The organism is Buchnera aphidicola (Chaetosiphella stipae setosa) (assembly GCF_964059095.1).
Lineage (GTDB): Bacteria > Pseudomonadota > Gammaproteobacteria > Enterobacterales > Enterobacteriaceae > Buchnera_J > Buchnera_J aphidicola_BP.
In genome coordinates this window covers 390573-412354 of sequence record NZ_OZ060394.1, presented here as the reverse complement: position 1 = coordinate 412354, position 21782 = coordinate 390573, and the positions used below count along the sequence as shown (strand labels likewise).

General features: G+C 25.7%; 37 protein-coding genes. 35 read left to right on the top strand and 2 right to left on the bottom strand.

Translation table 11 applies throughout. The features are described from left to right. Window positions 1–21 precede the first annotated feature (21 nt). Window positions 22–1194, bottom strand: coding sequence for an MFS transporter TsgA (tsgA, locus tag AB4W52_RS01940; protein ID WP_367675501.1), 1173 nt, complete (start codon window positions 1192–1194; stop codon window positions 22–24). Window positions 1195–1460: 266 nt separating this feature from the next. Between tsgA and tusD the strand changes: the two genes are divergently transcribed. The 35 genes from tusD to rplQ all read left to right on the top strand — a co-directional run bounded on the left by tusD (window position 1461) and on the right by rplQ (window position 20755). After that, window positions 1461–1850: a sulfurtransferase complex subunit TusD gene (tusD, locus tag AB4W52_RS01935; protein ID WP_367675270.1), complete on the top strand. Its 390-nt coding sequence runs from the start codon at window positions 1461–1463 to the stop codon at window positions 1848–1850. 49 nt (window positions 1851–1899) lie between these two features. Continuing rightward, window positions 1900–2262 (top strand): sulfurtransferase complex subunit TusC, encoded by a 363-nt coding sequence (gene tusC, locus AB4W52_RS01930; protein ID WP_367675269.1) that lies wholly within the window; start codon window positions 1900–1902, stop codon window positions 2260–2262. Between the two features lie 9 nt (window positions 2263–2271). Further along, on the top strand, window positions 2272–2562 hold the full coding sequence (gene tusB, locus AB4W52_RS01925) for a sulfurtransferase complex subunit TusB (protein WP_367675268.1): 291 nt from the start codon (window positions 2272–2274) through the stop codon (window positions 2560–2562). A gap of 60 nt (window positions 2563–2622) precedes the next feature. Next, on the top strand, window positions 2623–2997 hold the full coding sequence (gene rpsL, locus AB4W52_RS01920) for a 30S ribosomal protein S12 (protein ID WP_367675267.1): 375 nt from the start codon (window positions 2623–2625) through the stop codon (window positions 2995–2997). Window positions 2998–3042: 45 nt separating this feature from the next. Next, on the top strand, window positions 3043–3513 hold the full coding sequence (rpsG, locus tag AB4W52_RS01915) for a 30S ribosomal protein S7 (RefSeq protein ID WP_367675266.1): 471 nt from the start codon (window positions 3043–3045) through the stop codon (window positions 3511–3513). Window positions 3514–3533: 20 nt separating this feature from the next. Further along, entirely contained in the window at window positions 3534–5639 is a 2106-nt protein-coding gene (gene fusA / locus AB4W52_RS01910; RefSeq protein WP_367675265.1) for an elongation factor G, read from the top strand. Window positions 5640–5695: 56 nt separating this feature from the next. After that, window positions 5696–6880: an elongation factor Tu gene (gene tuf, locus AB4W52_RS01905; protein ID WP_367675264.1), complete on the top strand. Its 1185-nt coding sequence runs from the start codon at window positions 5696–5698 to the stop codon at window positions 6878–6880. Window positions 6881–7231: 351 nt separating this feature from the next. Next, on the top strand, window positions 7232–7543 hold the full coding sequence (rpsJ, locus tag AB4W52_RS01900) for a 30S ribosomal protein S10 (RefSeq protein WP_367675263.1): 312 nt from the start codon (window positions 7232–7234) through the stop codon (window positions 7541–7543). 28 nt (window positions 7544–7571) lie between these two features. Beyond that, window positions 7572–8204, top strand: coding sequence for a 50S ribosomal protein L3 (gene rplC, locus AB4W52_RS01895; RefSeq protein ID WP_367675262.1), 633 nt, complete (start codon window positions 7572–7574; stop codon window positions 8202–8204). A gap of 12 nt (window positions 8205–8216) precedes the next feature. Further along, entirely contained in the window at window positions 8217–8825 is a 609-nt protein-coding gene (rplD, locus tag AB4W52_RS01890) for a 50S ribosomal protein L4 (RefSeq protein ID WP_367675261.1), read from the top strand. Then, complete coding sequence (locus tag AB4W52_RS01885; RefSeq protein WP_367675260.1) at window positions 8822–9118, top strand: 50S ribosomal protein L23; 297 nt, start codon at window positions 8822–8824, stop codon at window positions 9116–9118. The genes rplD and AB4W52_RS01885 overlap by 4 nt, the downstream gene beginning before the upstream one ends. Window positions 9119–9146: 28 nt before the next feature. After that, window positions 9147–9968 (top strand): 50S ribosomal protein L2, encoded by an 822-nt coding sequence (rplB, locus tag AB4W52_RS01880; protein WP_367675259.1) that lies wholly within the window; start codon window positions 9147–9149, stop codon window positions 9966–9968. A gap of 19 nt (window positions 9969–9987) precedes the next feature. Next, window positions 9988–10266, top strand: coding sequence for a 30S ribosomal protein S19 (gene rpsS / locus AB4W52_RS01875; RefSeq protein WP_367675258.1), 279 nt, complete (start codon window positions 9988–9990; stop codon window positions 10264–10266). Window positions 10267–10292: 26 nt separating this feature from the next. Beyond that, entirely contained in the window at window positions 10293–10622 is a 330-nt protein-coding gene (gene rplV / locus AB4W52_RS01870; protein WP_367675257.1) for a 50S ribosomal protein L22, read from the top strand. A 21-nt stretch (window positions 10623–10643) separates the two neighbouring features. Beyond that, the gene (gene rpsC, locus AB4W52_RS01865) at window positions 10644–11339 is read left to right on the top strand and encodes a 30S ribosomal protein S3 (protein WP_367675256.1); all 696 of its coding nucleotides are present in this window, start codon (window positions 10644–10646) and stop codon (window positions 11337–11339) included. 16 nt (window positions 11340–11355) lie between these two features. Continuing rightward, a complete protein-coding gene (rplP, locus tag AB4W52_RS01860) occupies window positions 11356–11775 on the top strand; it encodes a 50S ribosomal protein L16 (protein WP_367675255.1) in 420 nt (139 codons plus the stop codon). Then, a complete protein-coding gene (gene rpmC / locus AB4W52_RS01855; RefSeq protein WP_367675254.1) occupies window positions 11772–11978 on the top strand; it encodes a 50S ribosomal protein L29 in 207 nt (68 codons plus the stop codon). The genes rplP and rpmC overlap by 4 nt, the downstream gene beginning before the upstream one ends. After that, window positions 11962–12216 (top strand): 30S ribosomal protein S17, encoded by a 255-nt coding sequence (gene rpsQ / locus AB4W52_RS01850; protein ID WP_367675253.1) that lies wholly within the window; start codon window positions 11962–11964, stop codon window positions 12214–12216. The genes rpmC and rpsQ overlap by 17 nt, the downstream gene beginning before the upstream one ends. A 59-nt stretch (window positions 12217–12275) precedes the next feature. Continuing rightward, window positions 12276–12644, top strand: coding sequence for a 50S ribosomal protein L14 (gene rplN, locus AB4W52_RS01845; protein ID WP_367675252.1), 369 nt, complete (start codon window positions 12276–12278; stop codon window positions 12642–12644). 26 nt (window positions 12645–12670) lie between these two features. Further along, complete coding sequence (gene rplX, locus AB4W52_RS01840; protein ID WP_367675251.1) at window positions 12671–12985, top strand: 50S ribosomal protein L24; 315 nt, start codon at window positions 12671–12673, stop codon at window positions 12983–12985. Between the two features lie 13 nt (window positions 12986–12998). Continuing rightward, window positions 12999–13538 carry a 50S ribosomal protein L5 gene (rplE, locus tag AB4W52_RS01835; protein WP_367675250.1) on the top strand — a complete coding sequence of 180 codons (540 nt, stop codon included), beginning with the start codon at window positions 12999–13001 and terminating at the stop codon, window positions 13536–13538. Between the two features lie 21 nt (window positions 13539–13559). Further along, complete coding sequence (gene rpsN, locus AB4W52_RS01830) at window positions 13560–13865, top strand: 30S ribosomal protein S14 (RefSeq protein WP_367675249.1); 306 nt, start codon at window positions 13560–13562, stop codon at window positions 13863–13865. Between the two features lie 36 nt (window positions 13866–13901). Continuing rightward, window positions 13902–14294, top strand: coding sequence for a 30S ribosomal protein S8 (gene rpsH / locus AB4W52_RS01825; RefSeq protein WP_367675248.1), 393 nt, complete (start codon window positions 13902–13904; stop codon window positions 14292–14294). A 17-nt stretch (window positions 14295–14311) separates the two neighbouring features. Beyond that, entirely contained in the window at window positions 14312–14848 is a 537-nt protein-coding gene (rplF, locus tag AB4W52_RS01820; protein WP_367675247.1) for a 50S ribosomal protein L6, read from the top strand. Continuing rightward, window positions 14845–15213, top strand: a complete 369-nt coding sequence (gene rplR, locus AB4W52_RS01815; protein ID WP_367675500.1) for a 50S ribosomal protein L18 — start codon at window positions 14845–14847, stop codon at window positions 15211–15213. Before rplF ends, rplR begins: the two co-directional genes overlap by 4 nt. 14 nt (window positions 15214–15227) lie before the next feature. Beyond that, a complete protein-coding gene (rpsE, locus tag AB4W52_RS01810) occupies window positions 15228–15734 on the top strand; it encodes a 30S ribosomal protein S5 (protein ID WP_367675246.1) in 507 nt (168 codons plus the stop codon). A 6-nt stretch (window positions 15735–15740) separates the two neighbouring features. Continuing rightward, window positions 15741–15917, top strand: coding sequence for a 50S ribosomal protein L30 (gene rpmD, locus AB4W52_RS01805; protein WP_367675245.1), 177 nt, complete (start codon window positions 15741–15743; stop codon window positions 15915–15917). Between the two features lie 11 nt (window positions 15918–15928). Next, window positions 15929–16363 carry a 50S ribosomal protein L15 gene (gene rplO, locus AB4W52_RS01800; protein ID WP_367675244.1) on the top strand — a complete coding sequence of 145 codons (435 nt, stop codon included), beginning with the start codon at window positions 15929–15931 and terminating at the stop codon, window positions 16361–16363. 9 nt (window positions 16364–16372) lie between these two features. After that, entirely contained in the window at window positions 16373–17704 is a 1332-nt protein-coding gene (gene secY, locus AB4W52_RS01795) for a preprotein translocase subunit SecY (RefSeq protein ID WP_367675243.1), read from the top strand. 30 nt (window positions 17705–17734) lie between these two features. Further along, on the top strand, window positions 17735–17851 hold the full coding sequence (rpmJ, locus tag AB4W52_RS01790) for a 50S ribosomal protein L36 (RefSeq protein WP_367675242.1): 117 nt from the start codon (window positions 17735–17737) through the stop codon (window positions 17849–17851). Between the two features lie 54 nt (window positions 17852–17905). Continuing rightward, complete coding sequence (gene rpsM / locus AB4W52_RS01785; RefSeq protein WP_367675241.1) at window positions 17906–18262, top strand: 30S ribosomal protein S13; 357 nt, start codon at window positions 17906–17908, stop codon at window positions 18260–18262. 14 nt (window positions 18263–18276) lie between these two features. Next, window positions 18277–18666 carry a 30S ribosomal protein S11 gene (gene rpsK / locus AB4W52_RS01780; RefSeq protein ID WP_367675240.1) on the top strand — a complete coding sequence of 130 codons (390 nt, stop codon included), beginning with the start codon at window positions 18277–18279 and terminating at the stop codon, window positions 18664–18666. Window positions 18667–18691: 25 nt separating this feature from the next. Next, window positions 18692–19312, top strand: a complete 621-nt coding sequence (gene rpsD, locus AB4W52_RS01775) for a 30S ribosomal protein S4 (protein ID WP_367675239.1) — start codon at window positions 18692–18694, stop codon at window positions 19310–19312. Between the two features lie 21 nt (window positions 19313–19333). Next, a complete protein-coding gene (gene rpoA, locus AB4W52_RS01770; protein WP_367675238.1) occupies window positions 19334–20323 on the top strand; it encodes a DNA-directed RNA polymerase subunit alpha in 990 nt (329 codons plus the stop codon). A 33-nt stretch (window positions 20324–20356) separates the two neighbouring features. After that, window positions 20357–20755, top strand: coding sequence for a 50S ribosomal protein L17 (gene rplQ / locus AB4W52_RS01765; protein ID WP_367675237.1), 399 nt, complete (start codon window positions 20357–20359; stop codon window positions 20753–20755). Window positions 20756–20832: 77 nt separating this feature from the next. Here rplQ and fmt read toward each other — a convergent pair whose 3' ends face one another. After that, window positions 20833–21777, bottom strand: a complete 945-nt coding sequence (gene fmt / locus AB4W52_RS01760) for a methionyl-tRNA formyltransferase (protein WP_367675236.1) — start codon at window positions 21775–21777, stop codon at window positions 20833–20835. Between the last annotated feature and the right edge of the window lie 5 nt (window positions 21778–21782).

The window sequence follows — 21782 nt, the reverse complement described above, 5'->3', positions numbered from 1 at the left end:
ATTAAAATATATAAAAATTTTTTATTTTTTTAAAATTTTTTTATATGAATTTTTACTTAAAAAATATAAAACAATAAAAATTAAAAATACGATAAAATATAGTATATTAGAAATAATTAAAGAAAATTTTACGCCTTTATATTTTACTATAGGAGATGTAATTATGAATGTTAATAAAGTTCCAATTGTTCCTGAAAATAAAGTCAAATTAATTATTTTAGGAGAAGGATTTTTTGTTTGTATAGATGATAAAATAATAATTGAACTATATATTGAGCTTGAAAAAAACCCTAATAAAGATATTAATATTAAAGAAAAAATATAATTTGTATTTTGAATAAAACAAAACATAATTATTGTAGATAATCCAGATATATAGATAATACTTTTTTTTAAATTAAAAAATTTTAAAAAATAACTAAAAAACCACATTCCGATCATATAGCTTATCCAAAAACTGCTAATAATTTTTCCAGATTGTTCAATTTTTATATGCATATATTTAGATGAATATTCAGGAACCCAGGATATAAATCCTAATTGTCCTAAAATATATATTAAAGCAGAAAAATACAATAAAGTTGTATTTATTGTAAAATTTTTTTGATTATCTTTTTCTTTTTTTATAATAAATTTTGGAAATTTGATATATTGAGAAATAAAAAAAATTGTAAAATATATAAAATTAATTAAGCAGTATATATATTTTGGTTTTATATGATATGAAGTAAAAAAAATATTTATTATGGGAAAAATTGTTCCAGATATACTAAAAAATGAATCCATGATTAACATTTTTTCTAGACGTGATTCTTCATGATATAGATGAGTGATTAAAAAAGTACCTATAGATAATGTAATTCCAGAAATAAATCCGAAGATAAATATACTACAAGAAAAAATTATTAAATTATTTGTTAAAATTAATATAATTGTTGTAAAAAATATGATTATAAATCCAAAAAATAATTGTTTTTTTAATGAAAGAAGTTCTATAAACCATGCATGCAAGAAAATTGAAATTAAAATTCCAAAATTTAAAAAATTAAAAATATTGCTTGCTTGTGTAATAGAAATATTAAATTGTTTTGATAAACTTTGTATTATTAGACCTGTCATAGTTACTAATGCACCTATAAATGCATAGGATAAAAAACTAATCCAAGTTAATTTAATTAGATCTTTATTTTTCATTTTTGCAATTTTTAAAAGTATCATTACAATGGATGATAGTTAATATACATTATTTTTCTTATAAAAAAAAATTTATATTTATGAAAATAGAGTTTTTTAAAAAAAAGAATTTATTCTAATAAAATTGTTTTTAAAATTTTTTTTTTAAAAATTATATATTTTATATTTATTTTTTGATAATTTTATAATAAAAAATATTTTAAAAATTTATTTTTATATATAAATTTTTAAGATGATATAAATTTTTTAAAGTGTAGGAGATTTTTTTGATTTATACTGTAATTATTACAAGTTCTGTATATAGTGTAGAAAATTCAATTAGTGCATTATTATTTTCACGTGCATTAATTATGAGACGAATACATTTTATAAAAAATATTTTTTTTTATTGTGATGGAGCGTTACATGCAAATAAATTTTTATTTTTTAATAAAAAAGATATAGATATTAGAAGGAAATGGATAATTTTTAGTTTAAAAAATAAAATTAAATTGCATGTTTGTTATAGTTCTTTACTAAAACAAGGAATTATAGATTTTAAAAAATTTTTTAGAAAAAATACTTCAGTAGGAAATTTAGATATTTTTTTTAGAATTTCTAGTTTAGAGAAATTATCAAGGGATATTCAAAAATCTGATCGAGTAATAAAGTTCTAATTTTTTTATTATTTTTTTTATATTTTTTTGAGGTATTAAAAGTATTTTAATGAAAACTACAGTTGCCGTTATTTTTTCACATGCTCCTTATGGAAATGTGATTGGTGAAGAAGGTTTAAATTTAGCTATTTCTTTAACTTCATATATTCAAAAAATAGGTATTTTTTTTTTGAGTGATGGAATTTTTCAAATTTATAAAAAAAAAATTACAGAAAAATCTTATTTTTCTGATTATAGTCATAAATTTAAAATGTTATTTTTTTTAGGAGTTAAAAATTATTATTGTGAAAAAAGTTCTTTAAAAAATAGAGGTATTTTAAATTTAAAAAATTTCTTTTTGAAAGTCAAGGTATTAAATACAAAAAAATTTATGAAAAAAGTAAATGCATTTAATCATATTTTAACTTTTTAAGGAGATTTTATGTTGCATATTTTAATAAATACTCCTTTTAGAAGTGATATAAAATTACTTATTAATTCTCTTTCAAAAAAAGATGATTTAATTACAATTCAAGACGGTGTAATATTTTCTATTATAAATAATATTTTTTTAAAAAATTTTACTTTAAAAACTAAAAGAAATTATGTTTTATTAAATGATTTATATATAAGAGGAATTAACATTTTAAATGTTTCAAAATTGTTTATTCCAGTTGATTATGAGGGTTTTGTTATTTTAACTGAAAAACATCCTAAACAATTATTTTGGTAATATATAAATAAAATGTATTGAAATTATTTAAAATTTTTTTAAATTAAAATTGGAAATATTATGGTTACTTTAAATCAATTAGTGAGAAAATCTAGAAAGAAAAAGAAATTTAAAAGTAATGTTCCAGCATTATCTAAATGTCCACAAAAAAGAGGTGTTTGTTTAAGAGTGTATACTACCACTCCTAAAAAACCAAATTCTGCTCTTAGAAAAGTTTGTCGAGTACGATTAACTAATGGATTAGAAGTTACAGCTTATATAGGTGGAGAAGGTCATAATTTGCAGGAACATTCAGTTGTATTGATTCGCGGAGGTAGAGTAAAAGATCTACCGGGAGTAAGGTATCATATTGTTCGAGGCGCTTTAGATTGTTCCGGAGTAAAAGAAAGAAAAAATGGGCGTTCAAAATATGGAGTTAAAAGAAAGAAAACTTAAATATAGTTAAATTACAAAAATTTTTACTTTAACAAAGGAGAGACTATGCCTCGTCGTAAAGTGATTGGTTCTAGAAAAATATTACCGGATCCGATGTTTTCTTCTGAACTTCTAAGTAAATTTATTAATATACTTATGGTAAATGGAAAAAAATCTCTTGCAGAAGTAATTGTTTATAACGCTTTAAAAGAATTATCAAAAAAAACAGGAAAAGATCCTTTAGATTCTTTTGAAAGTGCATTAGAAAAAGTTCGTCCAGTAGTTGAAGTAAAATCTAGAAGAGTAGGTGGATCAACTTATCAAGTTCCAATAGAAGTTCGTCCAGTACGTCGTAATGCATTAGCTATGAGATGGATTATATCATCAGCTAGAAAAAGAACAGATAAATCAATGTCTATTAGATTATTGAACGAGTTATTTGACGCAATATCTAATAAAGGAAATGCTGTTAAGAAAAAAGAAGAAGTACATAAAACAGCAGAAGTTAATAAAGCTTTTGCACATTATCGTTGGTAATAAAAATCTTAAGGAATAGAATGGCACGATTGACACCTATTAAAAATTATAGAAATATTGGAATTAGCGCGCATATAGATGCTGGTAAAACAACGACTACAGAAAGAATTTTATTTTATACTGGAGTTAATCATAAGATTGGTGAAGTACATGATGGAGCAGCGACAATGGATTGGATGGAACAAGAACAGGAAAGAGGTATTACTATTACTTCTGCTGCAACTACAGCTTTTTGGTCAGGAATGGCGAATCAATATTCTCCTCATCGAATTAATATAATAGATACTCCAGGTCATGTAGATTTTACTATTGAAGTTGAACGTTCAATGAGGGTTCTAGATGGAGTAATTATGATATATTGTGCTGTTGGAGGGGTCCAACCACAATCTGAAACTGTTTGGCGTCAGGCAAATAAATATCATGTTCCAAGAATTGCTTTTATAAATAAAATGGATCGTTTAGGAGCAAATTTTTTTAATGTAGTAAATCAAATTCAGAAAAGATTAGGAGCTCAACCAATTCCAATACAGTTACCAATTGGTTCAGAAGAGAATTTTATTGGAATTGTAGATTTAATTAAAATGAAAGCTATTTATTGGGATAAAAAAGATAAAGGAATTACTTTTGTTTACAAGGATATTCCAAAAAATTTATTATTACAAGCTCAAGAATGGAATAATAAAATTATTGAATTGGTAGCTGATTTTAGTGAAGATTTAATGAATAAATATTTTAATGAAGAAAGTTTTTCTGAAAAAGAAATTAAAGAGGTATTAAGAAAAAAATCTTTAAAAAATGAGATTATTTTAATAACTTGTGGATCGTCTTTTAAGAATACAGGTGTTCAAGCATTGTTAGATTCTGTTATTGATTATCTTCCTTCACCAATTGATGTCAATTATGTCAATGGAGTTTTAAATGATTCTAAAAATACTCCCGCTATTAGAATTGCTAAAGATAAAGAACCTTTTTCTGCTCTTGCTTTTAAAATTTCTACTGATCCTTACGTTGGAAACTTAACTTTTTTTAGAGTTTATTCAGGGATTATTCGTTCTGGAGATACAATTTTTAATCCTATTAAAGATAAAATGGAGAGATTAGGAAGAATAGTTCAAATGCATGCGAATAAAAGAGAAGAAATAAAAGAAGTTTTTTCAGGAGATATAGCTGCAGCAATTGGTTTAAAAGATGTGAGTACAGGAGATACTTTATGTGATCCAGATAATGTTATAATTTTAGAAAAAATGGAATTTCCTGAACCAGTTATTTCCATTGCTGTTGAGCCTAAAACAAAGGTTGATCAGGAAAAAATGGGTATTGCATTAAATAGATTAGCAAAAGAAGATCCATCATTTAAGGTTTGGACTGATCAGGAATCAAATCAAACAATTATTGCTGGTATGGGAGAATTACATTTAGAGATAATTGTTGATCGTATGAAAAGAGAATTTAAGGTGGATGCAAATATAGGAAAACCACAGGTTGCTTATAGAGAAACAATTAGTATTGAAGTAAAAAATGTTGAAGGAAAATATATTAAACAATCTGGAGGTCGTGGTCAATATGGACATGTTGTAATAGATATTTTCCCTTTAGAACCTGGATCTGATGGGTATCAATTTATTGATAAAATTAAAGGAGGAGTAATTCCAGGAGAATATATTCCTGCAGTAGATAAAGGCATTCAAGAACAATTAAAATTTGGTCCATTAGCAGGATATCCAGTCGTTGATGTTGGAATTAGATTAAATGATGGTTCATATCATGATGTAGATTCTTCTGAAATTGCTTTTAAATTAGCTGCTTCTATTGCGTTTAAAAAAGGATTTAAAAATGCAAAACCAATTTTATTAGAACCAATCATGATTGTAGAAGTAGAAACTCCTGAAGAATATATGGGAGATGTTATTGGTGACTTAAATCGTAGAAGAGGTATTATTGAAAATATGATGAATAATAATAATATAAAGATTATCAAATCTTTAGTACCTTTATCAGAAATGTTTGGATACGCTACTGATTTACGTTCTCAAACTCAAGGGAGAGCTTTGTATTCAATGGAATTTTTAAAGTATTCTCAAGCACCTAATAATATTGCTGAAGAGATTATTAATAAGAAAAAATAAAAAATATTTTAAAAAAAAAAGAAATTGTTATTTTATATTTTATTGAAAGGAAAATTATGTCAAAAGAAAAATTTGAACGGGTAAAAGTGCATATCAATGTTGGAACTATAGGTCACGTTGATCATGGTAAAACAACGTTAACTTCAGCTATTACAACTGTTTTATCTAAAAATTATGGTGGATCAGCACGTGCATTTGATCAAATTGATAATGCTCCAGAAGAGAAAGCACGAGGAATTACAATTAATACCTCACATGTAGAATACGATACTAAAAGTAGACATTATGCGCATGTAGATTGTCCAGGACATGCTGATTATATTAAAAATATGATTACAGGTGCTGCTCAAATGGATGGAGCAATACTTGTTGTTGCTGCTACTGATGGTCCTATGCCTCAAACTCGTGAACATATTTTACTTGGAAGACAAGTAGGTGTTCCTTATATTGTTGTTTTTTTAAATAAATGTGACATGGTAGATGATGAAGAACTTTTAGAATTAGTAGAAATGGAAGTCAGGGATCTTTTAACACAATATGATTTTCCAGGAGATGATACTCCGATTGTTCGTGGATCTGCTTTAAAAGCTTTGGAGGGTGATCCTAAATGGGAATCTAAAATAATAGATTTAGCAAATTTTTTAGATAATTATATACCTGAACCAAAAAGAGCTGTAGATGGATCTTTTTTATTACCTATTGAAGATGTTTTTTCAATTTCAGGACGAGGTACTGTGGTTACTGGAAGAGTTGAAAGAGGTATTATAAAAGTTGGAGAAGAAGTAGAAGTAGTAGGAATTAAACCCACTACTAAAACAATTTGTACTGGTGTGGAAATGTTTAGAAAATTATTAGATGAAGGTCGTGCTGGTGAAAATATTGGTGTATTATTGAGAGGAATAAAACGTGATGATATAGAAAGAGGTCAAGTTTTATCTAAACCAGGAAGTATTTTACCGCATATAAAATTTGAATCTGAAGTTTATGTTTTATCAAAAGAAGAAGGTGGAAGACATACTCCATTTTTTAAAGGATATAGACCACAATTCTATTTTAGAACAACTGATGTTACAGGATTTGTTGAATTACCAAAAGATACAGAAATGGTTATGCCTGGAGATAATGTAAAAATTACTGTCACTTTAATTAATCCAGTAGCAATGGAAGAAGGATTACGTTTTGCTATCAGAGAAGGAGGAAGAACTGTGGGTGCCGGAGTAGTTTCTAAAATAATTAGTTAATTTTTAATTTAATTTAAATAAAATTTTCGTTTATTTTTAATAAAAATCAAGAAAAGAGTGGACTTTTCTTGATTTTTTTTTGCGATATTTTTTTATTTCTTTTCACAAAAATTAGTTTTTTATTTTTTTTTTTTTTTTAAAATTATATATTTAGTATTAATTTGTAAAAATATTACTTTTATAATATTATTTAAATAATAATCAATAATTTTTGATTTTTTTAGTTTTTTTTAAAATTCTAATATACAGTAATTGTTTTATTAGAATAAATTATTCTAAAATACTCTCTAATTTATAAAAGAGAGTGATTTTTAGTTTTTATTATAATCCAATAATTGGAGTTCTGATATTATGCAGAACCAAAGAATTAGAATACGTCTTAAAGCTTTTGATCACAAGTTAATAGATTATTCTACTGCAGAAATTGTTGCAACAGCAAAAAGAACAGGAGCACAAGTATGTGGTCCAATTCCTTTGCCTACAAAAAAAGAAAAATTTACTATTTTAGTTTCTCCTCATGTAAATAAAGATGCGCGTGATCAGTATGAAATTCGCACTCATAAAAGATTAATTGATATTGTTGAACCGACTGAAAAAACTGTAGATGCTTTAATGAGATTAGATCTTGCTGCTGGAGTTGATGTGCAGATAAGTTTAGGTTAATAACTTTATTTTAGGAGTTTATAAAACTGTGTTTGGATTAGTTGGTAAAAAGCTTGGAATGACTAGAATTTTTAGTGAAGATGGAGGATCTATTCCTGTAACTGTTGTTGAAATTACTGAGAATAGAGTAACACAAATTAAAAACCAGTCTTTAAAAAAATTTTTAACAATACAATTAACAACAGGAATTAAAAAGTTTAATGCTTTAAATAAGCCAAAATTAGGTCATTTTAAAAAAAATAATATTTTACCTGGACGTGGTTTGTGGGAGTTTAAAGTATCTCAGGAAGATAATTTTACAGTAGGTCAAAAAATTTCTGTTGATTTTTTTAAAGATTATAAAAAAGTGGATATTACAGGAATTTCTAAAGGTAAAGGATTTTCTGGAACAATTAAACGTTGGAATTTTTCTTCTCAAGATTCTTCACATGGAAATTCTTTATCTCATAGAGCTCCTGGATCTATTGGTCAAAATCAGACTCCTGGAAGAGTTTTTAAAGGAAAAAAGATGGCCGGTCATTTAGGGAATAAAAAAGTTACTGTACAAAGTTTGTCTATTATAGAAATAAATTCTCAAGAACAATATCTTTTAGTTAAGGGTTCAGTTCCTGGAGCTTTAGGTGGAAATTTAATTATTAGGCCAGCGGTTAAAAAAAGTTAAGGAGAATACAAAATGGAAGTAAAATTACAAGATACAAAGGAATTGATTAGAGTTTCTGAGTTAATTTTTAAATGTAGTTTTAATGAATTTTTAGTTAATCAAGTTTTAAAGTCTTATTTAATTTCTAAAAGACAAGGAAATAAAGCACAAAAAAGTCGTTCGGAAGTTTCTGGATCAGGGAAAAAACCTTGGCGTCAAAAAGGTACAGGTAGAGCACGTGTGGGTTCTATTAGAAGTCCTCTTTGGCGTTCCGGGGGAGTGACTTTTGCTGCAAAAAAAAGAAATTATTTTCAAAAAATTAATAAAAAAATGTATCGTGGTGCAATGAAATGTATTTTTTCTAAATTAGTTGTTCAAAAACGTTTGATTGTTTTTAAAAATTTTGATTTAAATTTTCCTAAAACGAAACATTTAATAAAAAAATTAAAAAAGTTTCATATTAATAATAGTGTAGCAATTATACAAAAAAATTTATCTAAAAAGTTATTATTAGCATCGAGAAATTTATATCAAGTAAAAGCAGTAGGAGTAAATTTTGTTAATCCTGTGATGTTATTAAAATATGAAAATATTTTAATGACTTTATCAGCTTTAAAAAATCTTGAGGAAAAGTTTTCATGATTAATCAAGAGTTTTTATTTCAGACAATATTTTCTTTTCATATTTCTGAAAAATCTAATGGATGTAAAGGTAAAAATAACATTCTTGTTTTGAAAGTTTCTAAAAATTCTACTAAGCGTGAAATAAAATTATCTGTGATAAAAATGTTTCAATTAAAAGTAAGAAAAGTAAATATTTTGAATGTTAAAGGTAAAAAAAAACGTAAAGGAAAAGATATTATTATAAAAAAAAATTGGAAAAAAGCTTATGTTTTTTTACAACCAAATCAAAATTTAGATTTTTTAAATAATTAATTTTAAATAAATTAGAGAAATTTTATTTATGACAATTGTTAAATGTAAACCTACTTCTCCAGGGCGTCGTCATGTTATTAAAGTTGTACACTCTTTTTTACATAAAGGTAAACCTTTTTATAAGTTATTAAAAAAGAATAATAAAAATGGAGGTAGAAATAATCAAGGTAGAATAACAACTCGTCATATAGGTGGTGGTCATAAAAGAGCATATCGTATTATTGATTTTAAACGAAATAAAGATAATATTTTAGCAAATGTCATACGTTTAGAATATGATCCAAATCGTTCTTCACATATTGCTTTAATATTATATAAAGATGGTTCTTATAGTTATATTTTAGCTCCCAAAGGAATTCAAGTAGGTGATACTGTTTGTTCTGGAGATTTTGTTGAAATTAAAATAGGTAATTCTTTACCAATGAAGAATATTCCTGTGGGTTCCTTGATTCATAATGTAGAATTAAAACCGGGAAAAGGTGGTCAACTTGCTCGTTCTGCTGGGAGTTATTTACAAATAATTTCAAAAGAGGAAAAATATATTAGCGTTCGTATGCGATCTGGAGAAATTAGAAAAATTTTATCTATTTGTAGGGCAACTATTGGTGAAGTGGGTAATTCTGAACATATGTTGAAAGTTTTTGGAAAAGCGGGGGTTTCTCGTTGGAAAGGAATTAGACCGACTGTACGTGGGACAGCTATGAATCCTGTAGATCACCCACATGGTGGTGGAGAGGGAAAAAATTTTGGGAAACATCCTGTCACTCCTTGGGGAGTTTCAACGAAAGGAAAAAAAACAAGAAAAAATAAAAGAACAAAGAAATTTATTATTCGTTTTCGTAAACGATAGTTTAAAATAGGAAAAGAAAATGCCTCGTTCTTTAAAAAAAGGGCCTTATATTGATAAAAGTTTGTTTAAAAAAATAGAATTATTTCGTTCTCAAAAAAATAAAAAACCTATTAAAACTTGGTCAAGAAGATCCACTATTTTTCCAAATATGATTGGTTTTACTATTTTAGTTCATAATGGGAAAAGACATATTCCTGTTTTTATTACAGAAGAAATGGTAGGTCATAAGTTAGGTGAATTTTCTATTACAAGAACTTATAGAGGTCATGTTGCTGATAGAAAAATTAAGAAACGTTAATTTTTTATAAAAATGGAGATAGAAATTTGAAAGTTTTAGCTAAATGTAAAAAAGTTCGTTCTTCTGCTCAAAAATTACGTTTAATCGCAAATTTAGTTCGTGGAAAAAAAGTTGATCAAGCAATAAATATATTAAATTTTTCTAATAAAAAAGCGTCATTACTTATTAGAAAAGTATTAGAATCTGCACTTTCTAATGCAGAAAATAATTATGGAATGGATATTGATTTACTTAAAGTAAGTGAAATTTTAGTAGATCAAGGCCCAACAATGAAAAGAATGATGCCTAGAGCTAAAGGCAAAGCAGATCAGATATTAAAACGCACTAGTCATATTAAAGTTGTATTATCAGATTGATAATGTTGGAGACATATAATTATGGGGCAAAAAGTACATCCGAACGGTATGCGATTAGGAATTATAAAAAAGTGGAATTCAATATGGTTTTCTAACAGTAAAAATTTTTCTAGTTATTTAAACAATGATTATCAAGTACGTCAATTTTTAATGAAAAAATTATCTCGTGCTTCAGTATCAAAAATTATTATTGAGAGATCTCCGAAATTTATTAAAATAATCATACATACTGCAAGACCTGGAATTGTAATTGGAAAAAAAGGGGAAGATATAGAAAATTTAAGAAAAGTTGTATCTCATATTTCTAAAGTACGATCTCAAATAACAATTTCCGAGATTAGGAAACCTGAATTAGATGCAAAATTAGTTGCTGATAATATTGTTTCACAGTTAGAAAGAAGAGTGATGTTTCGAAGAGCAATGAAGAGAGCTATTCAAAATTCTATGAGACATGGAGCAGAAGGGATAAAAGTAGAAATTAGTGGAAGATTAGGTGGAGCAGAAATAGCTAGAACAGAGTGGCAAAGAGAAGGTCGTGTTCCATTACATACTTTAAGAGCAGATATTGAATATAGTTCTTTAGAAGCTCATACAACATATGGCGTTGTTGGTGTGAAAGTTTGGATATTTAAAGGAGAAATTTTAGGGGGTATGCCAAAAAGTGAAACAAATGTCAAATTTCAAGAAAATATAAAAAAAAATAAAAGAACACGTTAAATAAGGAAATTATTTTATGGTTAAATTAATTCCTAGAAAAAGTAAATATCAAAAGATGCATAAAGGAAGAAATAGAGGAATGTCTTTAAGTTCGTGTTTACTTTTTTCTCCATTTGGATTAAAAGCAATTACGCGTGGTCGTATTACTGTTTCTCAGATTGAAGCAGGTAGAAAATCTATTGTTGGATTTCTTAAAAGAGTTGGAGTATTAAGAATATGTGTTTTTCCGGATAAACCTATCACTCAAAAACCGATAGAAGTAAGAATGGGAAAAGGGAAAGGAAATGTAGAATATTGGGTTTCTTTGGTAAAACCAGGAAAAATAATATATGAATTAAGTGGAGTTTCAGAAGATCTTGCTCGATCTGCTTTAAAATTAGCATCAGCAAAATTACCAGTGAAAACGATGTTTGTTTTAAAAATGGAAAATGTATGAAATTAAATGAATTGAGAAAAAAAACACTTCAAGATTTACATGTAGAATTAATAAGTTTGTTAAGAGAAAAATTTAATTTAAAAATGCAATTTTTTTCTAAAAAATTACAAAATACTCATTTATTAAAAAAAAATAGAAGAAAAATAGCTATTATAAAAACTTTGTTAGCTGAACAGGAAAAAAGATATGTCAGAAAAAAGTAAATTTTTACAAGGATATGTAAAAAGTAATTCTATGAAAAAAACTATTACAGTTATTATTGAAAGATTTATTAAACATCCAATATATAAAAAATTTATTAAAAAAAGAACGAAGTTACATGTACATGATGAAAAAAATCAATGTTCTGTTGGTGATAAAGTTTTGGTAAGAGAATGTCGTCCGATTTCTAAAACAAAATCATGGATTTTAGTTGAAGTGATCAAGAAAAATATTTTTTAAAAAATTTTTGTTTAGAAAGTTTTTTTATTATTATAAAATAATATAAGGTTTTTATATATATGATTCAAGAACAAACGATATTAAATGCTGCAGATAATTCTGGTGCTCGTTCTGTAATGTGCATTAAAGTTTTAGGTGGTTCAAAAAAGAGATATGCAAATATTGGAGATGTTATAAAAATTGCTGTTAAAGAAGCTACTCCTCGAGGAAAGGTAAAAAAAGGAGAGGTTTTAAAAGCTGTGATTGTACGAACAAAGAAAGGTATTAGAAGAATAGATGGATCTGTAATTAGATTTGATAGTAATTCTTGCGTTGTTTTGAATAATAATGAACAACCTATTGGAACTCGTATTTTTGGTCCAGTAACACGTGAATTACGAGTAGAAAAATTTATGAAAATTATATCTTTAGCTCCTGAAGTTTTATAAAAAGATTAAATTTTAAGGATAAAAAAATGGCTTCTAAGATTCGTTTAAATGATAAAGTGATTGTTATAACAGGGAAGGATAAAAAAAAAATTGGAATTATCAAAAAAGTTTTTTTAAAAAAAAAAGTTATTGTAGAAGGAATTAATATTGTTAAAAAACATCAAAAACCGATTCCTTCACAAAAGCAAAAAGGTGGTATTTTAGAAAAAGAATCTTATATTCATATTTCTAATATAGCTATTTTAAATCCTCAGACTAAAAAACCTGATAAAATAGGATTTAGATTTGAAAATGGTAAAAAAGTACGTTTTTTCAAATCTAATAATCTTTTAATAGAGTAATTGGAATATAGAAATGAAAGATATGTTAAGTTTTTATAAAAAAAAAATTATTCCAGAATTTTTGGAAAAATTTAATTACACTTCTATTATGCAAGTACCTAAGATAGAAAAAATTTCTTTAAATATAGGTGTAGGTGATGCGTTTTCTAATAAAAAAAGATTAGATTGTGCAATTTCTGATTTGACTTTAATTTCTGGACAAAAACCTTGTATAACTCAAGCTAAAAAGTCTATTTCAGGGTTTAAAATTAGAAAGGGATATGCAATTGGATGTAAGGTTACATTACGTGGTTTAAGGAAATGGCATTTTTTAAATAAATTAATTAATATTGCTATTCCGAGAATTAGAGATTTTCGAGGTTTTTCAAAAAAATCTTTTGATGGATTTGGAAATTATACTCTTGGAATTAAAGAACAAATAATTTTTCCTGAAATTGATTATGAAAAAATTGATCATATTCGAGGCTTTAATATTACAATTGTCACTACTTCAAGATCTAATGAAGAATCTTTATTTTTATTATCTAGATTTAATTTTCCTTTTCGAAAATAATTGTATAAGGATTTATTTTCTATGACAAAGAAATCAGTCAAAGCAAGAGAGTGTAAAAGAACGTATTTAGTAAAAAAATTTTATAAAAAAAGAATGTATTTAAAGTCTGTAATTCTGAATTTAAAATTATCAAAAGAAGAACGTTTGAAGGCTGTTTTTGAATTACAAAAATTACCTAGAGATTCTAGTTCTTCTCGTAAAAGAAATCGCTGCTCTTTGACTGGAAGACCACATGGATTTTTAAGAAAATTTGGTTTAAGTCGGATTAAATTAAGAGAAGCAGCAATGAGAGGAGAAATTCCAGGTTTAAGAAAATCTAGTTGGTAAAATATTTTTTTATAATTATATATTAGGAAATATATTATGAGTATGCAGGATCCTATAGCAGATATGTTTGTGAGAATTAAAAACGGTCAGTTTGCTAAAAAAATTTCTGTTAAGATTCCATTTTCTTATTTTAAACAAGAAATTGCTATATTATTACAAAGAGAAGGTTATATTAAACAAATTTTATCAAAAAAATCTTTAAAACCGTATTTAGAAATTTTTTTAAAATATTTTGAAGGAAAACCAGTTATAGAACAAATTGTAAGAGTGAGTAAACCTGGTTTAAGAGTATATAAAAATAAAGATCATATACCGAGTGTTATGAACGGTTTAGGGATTGCAATTATTTCTACTTCAAAAGGAATTTTATCTGATAAAGAAGCGAAAAAAAAAGGTGTTGGCGGTGAAATTATTTGTTATGTTTCGTAAATTAATTAGGGGAAAGAATGTCTAGAATTGCTAAGCGTTCCATTATTGTTCCTGATAATGTTATTGTGAAAATTGATAAGAAAAAAATAATTGTAAAAGGAGAAAAAGGAAGATTAAAACGTATTTTACATCGTTTAGTTGAAATTTTTTATAAAAATAATATTCTTTCTTTTAAGTCTAGAATTTCTTCTAAAAAAGGGTGGATGCATGCTGGAACTACTCGTTCTTTAGTTAATTCAATGATTATTGGAGTTACTAGCGGATTTTTTAAACAGTTAAATTTAGTTGGAGTAGGATATCGATTTTCTTTGGAAGGCCAGAAAAAAATTGTTATGTCATTAGGGTATTCTCATAATATTGTATATATTCTTCCACTAGGAGTATCAGCACAATTAAAATCTCAAACAGAAATTATTGTTCATGGAATAGATAAACAGTTAGTTGGTCAAGTTTCAGCGAATTTAAGAAGTTATCGTAAGCCTGATGCATATAAAGGAAAAGGAATACGTTATTTAAATGAATTTGTTAAAACTAAAGAGGCAAAGAAAAAATAATGAAGACGATTCAAAATAGAAATATTATGCGTAAAAAAAGATCTTTAAGAATTCGTTCAAAATTAAAAAGATCTCGTTCTATACGTTTAGTTGTACATCGTACTTCTCGTCATATATATGCTCAAATTATTTCTGAAAATAATTTTTCTATATTAGCACATGCATCTACTTTAGATAAAAGTGTTAGAAATCAGTTAAAGTATACTGGAAATAAAAAATCTTCTAAAATTATTGGAAAAATAATAGCGCAAAGAGCTTTAAAAAAAGGAATTAAAAAAGTGTCTTTTGATCGTTCTGGATTTAAATATCATGGCAGAATACAATCATTAGCTAATTCTGCGCGTAAATTTGGACTTCAGTTCTAAGGTAAAATTATTATATGGTTAATAATATTGAAAAAAAAAATGTTGGAGAATTACAAGAAAAATTAATTACTGTAAATAGGGTTTCAAAAACTGTTAAAGGAGGGAGAATTTTTTCTTTTACAGCGTTAACTGTTGTAGGGAATAAAAATGGAAAAGTAGGATTTGGATATGGAAAAGCTAGGGAAGTTCCATTTGCAATTCAAAAAGCTATGGAAAAAGCTAGGCGTAATATGATTAGTTTTAAAATAGTAAATAAAACTTTACAATATCCTATTCAAGCATCTTATACTAGTTCAAAAATATTTATGAAACCAGCATCTGAAGGAACAGGAATTATTGCAGGTGGAGCTATGAGAGCTGTTTTTGAAGTAGCTGGCGTTCAAAATGTTTTAGCAAAAACTTATGGTTCAACAAATCCAATTAATGTTGTTAGAGCGACTATTAATGGATTATTATGTATGAAATCTCCAAGAGATATTGCTAAAAAAAGAAATAAATCTATTAAAGAAATATTTGAGTAAATACAAATGGAAAAATTTTTTATTATTAAACAAATTAAAAGTAGTATCGGAATACTTCCTAAACACAAATTAATTTTGAAAGGTTTAGGTTTACGTCATATTAATCACGTTGTTAAAAGACCGAAAAATAAGTCAATTCAAGGAATGATAAGAAAAATATTTTATATTTTAGAAGTAAGATAAACGAGGTTTTTATGTATTTAAATACTGTTTTTAAATGTTGTAGAAATAAAAAAAAAAAACGTTTAGGTAGAGGAATAGGTTCTGGTTTAGGAAAAACTTCTGGTAGAGGACATAAAGGACAAAAATCCAGAACCGGAAGTAGTATTCGTAAAGGTTTTGAGGGCGGACAAACTCCATTTTATAGAAGAATTCCAAAATTTGGTTTTATTTCTCGTAAAAAAAAATATCAAAAAGAAGTCAGATTATCTGAGTTATCTTTGTTTAAAAAAAATGAAATTGTTGATTTTAAGAAATTGATAAAAAGTAATATTATTAATGAATCTATAAGAAATGTTAAAGTTATTTCTTCTGGAATGATTAATATTCCAATTATTATTAAAGGAATTTCTGTGACAAAAGGAGCACGTGTAATTATTGAATCTTGCGGAGGAAAAATTGAGGATTAAAATAATAAAATGGATAAAATTAATTTAGAATTAAGTTTGAAGAATATAAGATCAAATTTTTCTGATATAAAAGATAGAGTTTTATTTTTAACTTTTTCTTTAATAATTTTTCGATTAGGGTCTTTTATTCCTATTCCTGGAATTGATATTTTTAAGTTAACTAAATTATTAAATCATCAATCTGGAACTGTTTTTGACATGTTGAATATGTTTTCTGGTGGAGCATTAAGTAGAGCTTCTATTTTTTCTTTAGGAATTATGCCATATATTTCTTCTTCAATTATTATACAATTATTAACATTTATATATCCTGCATGGAAGAATTTAAAAAAAGATGGTGAAGTTGGTCGTATTAAAATTAATCAATATACAAAATATTTAACTTTAATAATTGCTCTTATACAAGCTTCAGGAATTGTATTCAGTTTAAAAAATATTCCAGGAATAAAAGATTTAGTTTATGAATTAGATTCATGTTTTTATATAACTGCAATTACTAGTTTAGTTACCGGTACAATATTTTTAATTTGGTTAGGTGATTTAATTACAGAAAATGGTATAGGAAATGGTATTTCTGTAATGATTTTTTCTGGAATTGTCGCTCATTTACCTGTTGCTGTTTTGGATACTATATCAGAGTTAATTGCAGGAAAGTTAAATTTTTTTATATTTTTATTAGTATTGATTTTGATTTTTTTTACTATTTTTTTAGTAGTCTTTATAGAAAGAAGTCAACGTAGAATACCTATTTATTACTCTAATCAACGACAAAGAAATAAAATATATTTTTTGCAAACTTCGCATTTACCTTTGAAAATTAATATGTCTGGAGTAATTCCGGCAATTTTTTCATCTAGTATTATTTTATTTCCATTGACTATTTCTTCTTGGTTGAAAGGATATAATAAATATTCTATGAATATTTTTAATATTGTTTTTGATAATTTACAACCTGGAACACCAGTTTACATGTTTCTTTACGCAGTTTCTATAATTTTTTTCTGTTTTTTTTATACTAATTTAGCTTTTAATTCTAGAGAAACATCTAATAATTTAAAAAAATCAGGAGCATTTATTCAAGGTATTAGGCCTGGAGAAAATACTTCTAATTATATAAAAAAAATTATGTTTAAATTAACATGTATAAACGCGATTTATATTGTATTGATATGTTTAATTCCGGAGTTCATGCGTAGAGAAATGAATGTACCTTTTTATTTTGGAGGAACATCTTTATTAATAGTTGTTGTAGTAGTTATAGATTTAATTACGCAAATACAAACTTTATTGATGTCAAAACAATATGAATCTTCTTTTAAAAGAGCAAATTTAAATTTATAAAAAATTTATTTGATATGAGTAAAAGAAAATATGAAAGTTCGAACTTCTATTAAAAAATTGTGTAGAAATTGTAAAATTATACGTAGAAGAAATGTAATGCGTGTTATATGTAGTAATAATCCCAAACATAAACAAAGACAAGGATAAATTTTAATTATAATTTATTACTAATTTTTATGATTTATAAATAAGGAGTTTAAATTGGCTCGTATTGCAGGAATTAATATTCCTGATCAAAAACGTACTGTCATTTCTTTAACATATATTTATGGTATTGGCAAATCGCGTGCTAAATTAATATGTAGAAATTTAAATATTTCTGAATCTTTAAAAATTCAAGAATTAACAGAAGATCAAATTTCTATGTTAAGATCTGCAGTTTTAAAATTTGTTATAGAAGGTGATTTAAGAAGAACAAAAATTTTAAGTATTAAACGTTTAATAGATCTAGGATGTTATAGAGGATTTCGTCATCGTAGGAAATTACCGGTTCGTGGACAACGTACAAAAACTAACGCTCGTACTAGAAAAGGACCTCGTAAATTAATAAAAAAATAATTTAGGAAAATTATATGCCAAAAAAAAAAATTCGTATTAAAAGACGTATTAAAAAAAAAATAACAGATGGAATCGCACATATTTATGCTTCTTTTAACAATACTATAGTTACAATAACTGATAAACAAGGAAATTCTTTAGGATGGGCTACTTCTGGTGGATCAGGATTTAGAGGTTCTCGAAAATCCACTCCTTTTGCCGCACAAGTTGCAGCAGAAAAATGTGTTGAAAAAATTAAAGATTATGGTTTAAAAAATTTAGAGGTAATGGTTAAAGGACCTGGACCAGGAAGAGAATCTACAATACGAGCATTAAATACAGCTGGTTTTCGTATTACAAATATTACAGATGTCACTCCTATACCTCATAATGGATGTAGACCTCCTAAAAAAAGAAGAGTTTAATTTTTTATGAAAGGTATAAAAAAATATGGCTAAATACTTAGGTCCAAAATTAAAATTAAGTCGTAGAGAAGGAACAGATTTATATTTAAAATCTGGGTTAAGAAATATTGGATCCAAATGTAAAATAGATCATTTACCGGGACAACATGGTTCAAGAAAACAAAGATTATCGGATTATGGATTACAATTACGAGAAAAACAAAAAGTACGTCGTTTATATGGGATTTTAGAAAAACAATTTCGAAAATATTATAAATTAGCTTCGAAATCTCAAGGAAATACTGGGGAAAAATTATTACAGTTATTAGAGAATAGATTAGATAATGTTGTTTATAGAATGGGTTTTAGTACAACAAGAGCAGAAGCTAGACAATTAGTAAGTCATAAATATATTTCTGTTAATGACAAAATTGTTAATATTCCTTCATATCAAGTATTTTCAAACGATATTATTAAAGTTCGAGAAAAATTTCAAAAATATTTACGTATTAAAGCTGCTTTAGAACTTTCTGAACAAAAAGAAAAAGTTTCCTGGATAGATGTGAATATTTCTCAAATGACTGGAATATTTAAACGAACACCTGATCGTTCAGAATTGTCTTCTGAAATTAATGAGCATTTAATTGTAGAACTTTATTCTAAATAATTAATTTTAAAAGGTTAAATGATGTCTGGTTCATTCATGAATTTTTTAAAACCAAGTTTAGTTGATATTAAAAAGTTTAGTATCACTCATGCCAAAGTAACTTTGGAACCTTTAGAACGTGGATTTGGTCATACTTTAGGAAATGCTCTTCGTAGAATTCTTTTATCATCTTTACCGGGTTGTGCTGTTACGGAAGTGGAAATAGACGGAATTTTACATGAATATAGTAATAAAGATGGAATCAAAGAAGATATTCTTGAGATTTTATTAAATTTAAAAGATTTATCTGTTAATATTCATGGGAAAAATTCAGCAAATTTAATTATAGAAAAGAAAGGAGTGTGTCAAGTTACAGCTTCTGATATTAAATGTGATTCTAGTGTAGAAATTGTCAAATTAGATCATAACATTTGTCATTTAACAGATATTAATTCTTCTATTAATATGAAAATAAAAGTTCAAAGAGGAAGAGGATATTCTCCTGCTTCATCTCGTTTAATTAATGAGAAAAAAGAAAATAATATTGGAAGATTATTTATTGACGCTTGTTATAGTCCTATTGAAAGAATTTCTTATATTGTTGAATCTGCACGAGTAAAACAGAGAACAGATTTAGATAAATTAATTATAGAATTAGAAACAAACGGAACAATTGATCCAGAAGAATCAATTAGAAAAGCAGCTACTATTTTGTCAGATCAGTTAGCAGCTTTTGTTGATTTAAAAGATATTTGTGAACCGATAGAGAAAGTAGTAAAACCTGAATTTGATCTTATTTTATTAAAACCTGTAGATGATTTAGAATTAACTGTACGATCTGCAAATTGTTTAAAAACAGAATCTATACATTATATTGGAGATTTAGTACAAAAAACTGAAGTAGATTTATTAAAAACTCCAAATCTTGGAAAAAAATCATTAACAGAAATAAAAGATATTTTAGCTGCTCGGGGTTTATCTTTAGGGACTAAATTAGATAATTGGCCACCAAAAAGTATTACAGAAAAATAAAATATTTTTTGAAGAAAAGGGATAATAAAAATTATGCGTCATAAAAAAGTTGGTCTTAAATTAAATAGAAAAGGTAGTCATTTAAAATCTATGTTTAATAATTTAATTTGTTCATTGTTATTATATGAAAAAATTAAAACTACTTTAGCTAAATCGAAAGAATTAAGGAGAATTGTTGAACCTATTATTACGAGATCAAAAATAGATAATTTATCTAATAGAAGATTAATTTTTTCTAAAATTCGGAATAATTATATTGTTCATAAACTTTTTAAAGATTTAGGTCCATTTTTTTTAGAAAGATTAGGAGGATATATTAAAATTATTAAATGTGGATTTAGATATGGTGACAAATCTCCTATGGCATATGTTTTTTTAGTAGATAGAAAAAATATAAAAAATAAAAATATTTATTTAGAAACTAAAAAATAAAATATTTTCAAAAAAAAANNAAAAAAAAACAAAAAAAAACAAACGGCATTTTTGCCGTTCTGTTTTTTAATAAAAATTTAATTTAAAATTTTTCCTACTTTGAATAAATCTTTATAAGAATTAATTATATTTTTAATTTTATTTTTTTTTTTTCCTGGAAATTGTAGTTCAATTAATTGTATTAAATTTTTTTTTGTGCATACAAATATTCCTTTTTTATTATATTGAATAATTTTTCCTGGAATATCTTGAATAGTAGATTGAATGACTTTTGCTTGCCATACTTTAATTATATTTTTTTTTATAAAAAAATATGAACTAGGCCATGGGTTAAAAGCACGAATTTTTCTTTCTATTTTTATTGCATTTGTATTCCAATTGATTAATCCATCTTTTTTATTTATTATTTTAGTGTATGTCGCTTGTGATTCTATTTGTTTAATTTTTTTAATTTTTTTATTTAAAAAAATTTTTAGAAATTTGATTAATAAATTTTTTCCCATTTGAGACAGTTTTTTCTTTAAACTTTTATAAGTATCTTGAGTTTTAATTTTTAAAGATTTTTTATATAAAATATCTCCAGAATCAATTTTATCATTTATTTGAATAATAGTAATTCCAGTTTTTTTGACTCCAGACAAAATTGCAGATTGTATTGGTGAAGGACCTCTAAAATGAGGTAATAAAGATGTATGTATATTAATGCATCCTAAAGAGAAAAGATTGATTATATTTTTAGGAATGATAAAACCATAAGATACAACAATCATCATATCTGGTTTTTTTGTAAATAAGAGATTATATATTTTTTTAGAATGTAGTGATTTTGGTTGAAGAATTGGAAGATTGTTTTTTAAAGTAACTTTTTTAACTTCCGAGTATTTTTTTTTTTTACCTCGTCCAAATTTTTTATCTGGTTTTGTTAACACGTAAAGAATATTAAATTTTTTTAGTATTAACTCGTTTAAATGTATTGCAGAAAATTTATTTGTTCCTGCAAATATTATTTTTATTTTTTTCATTATAT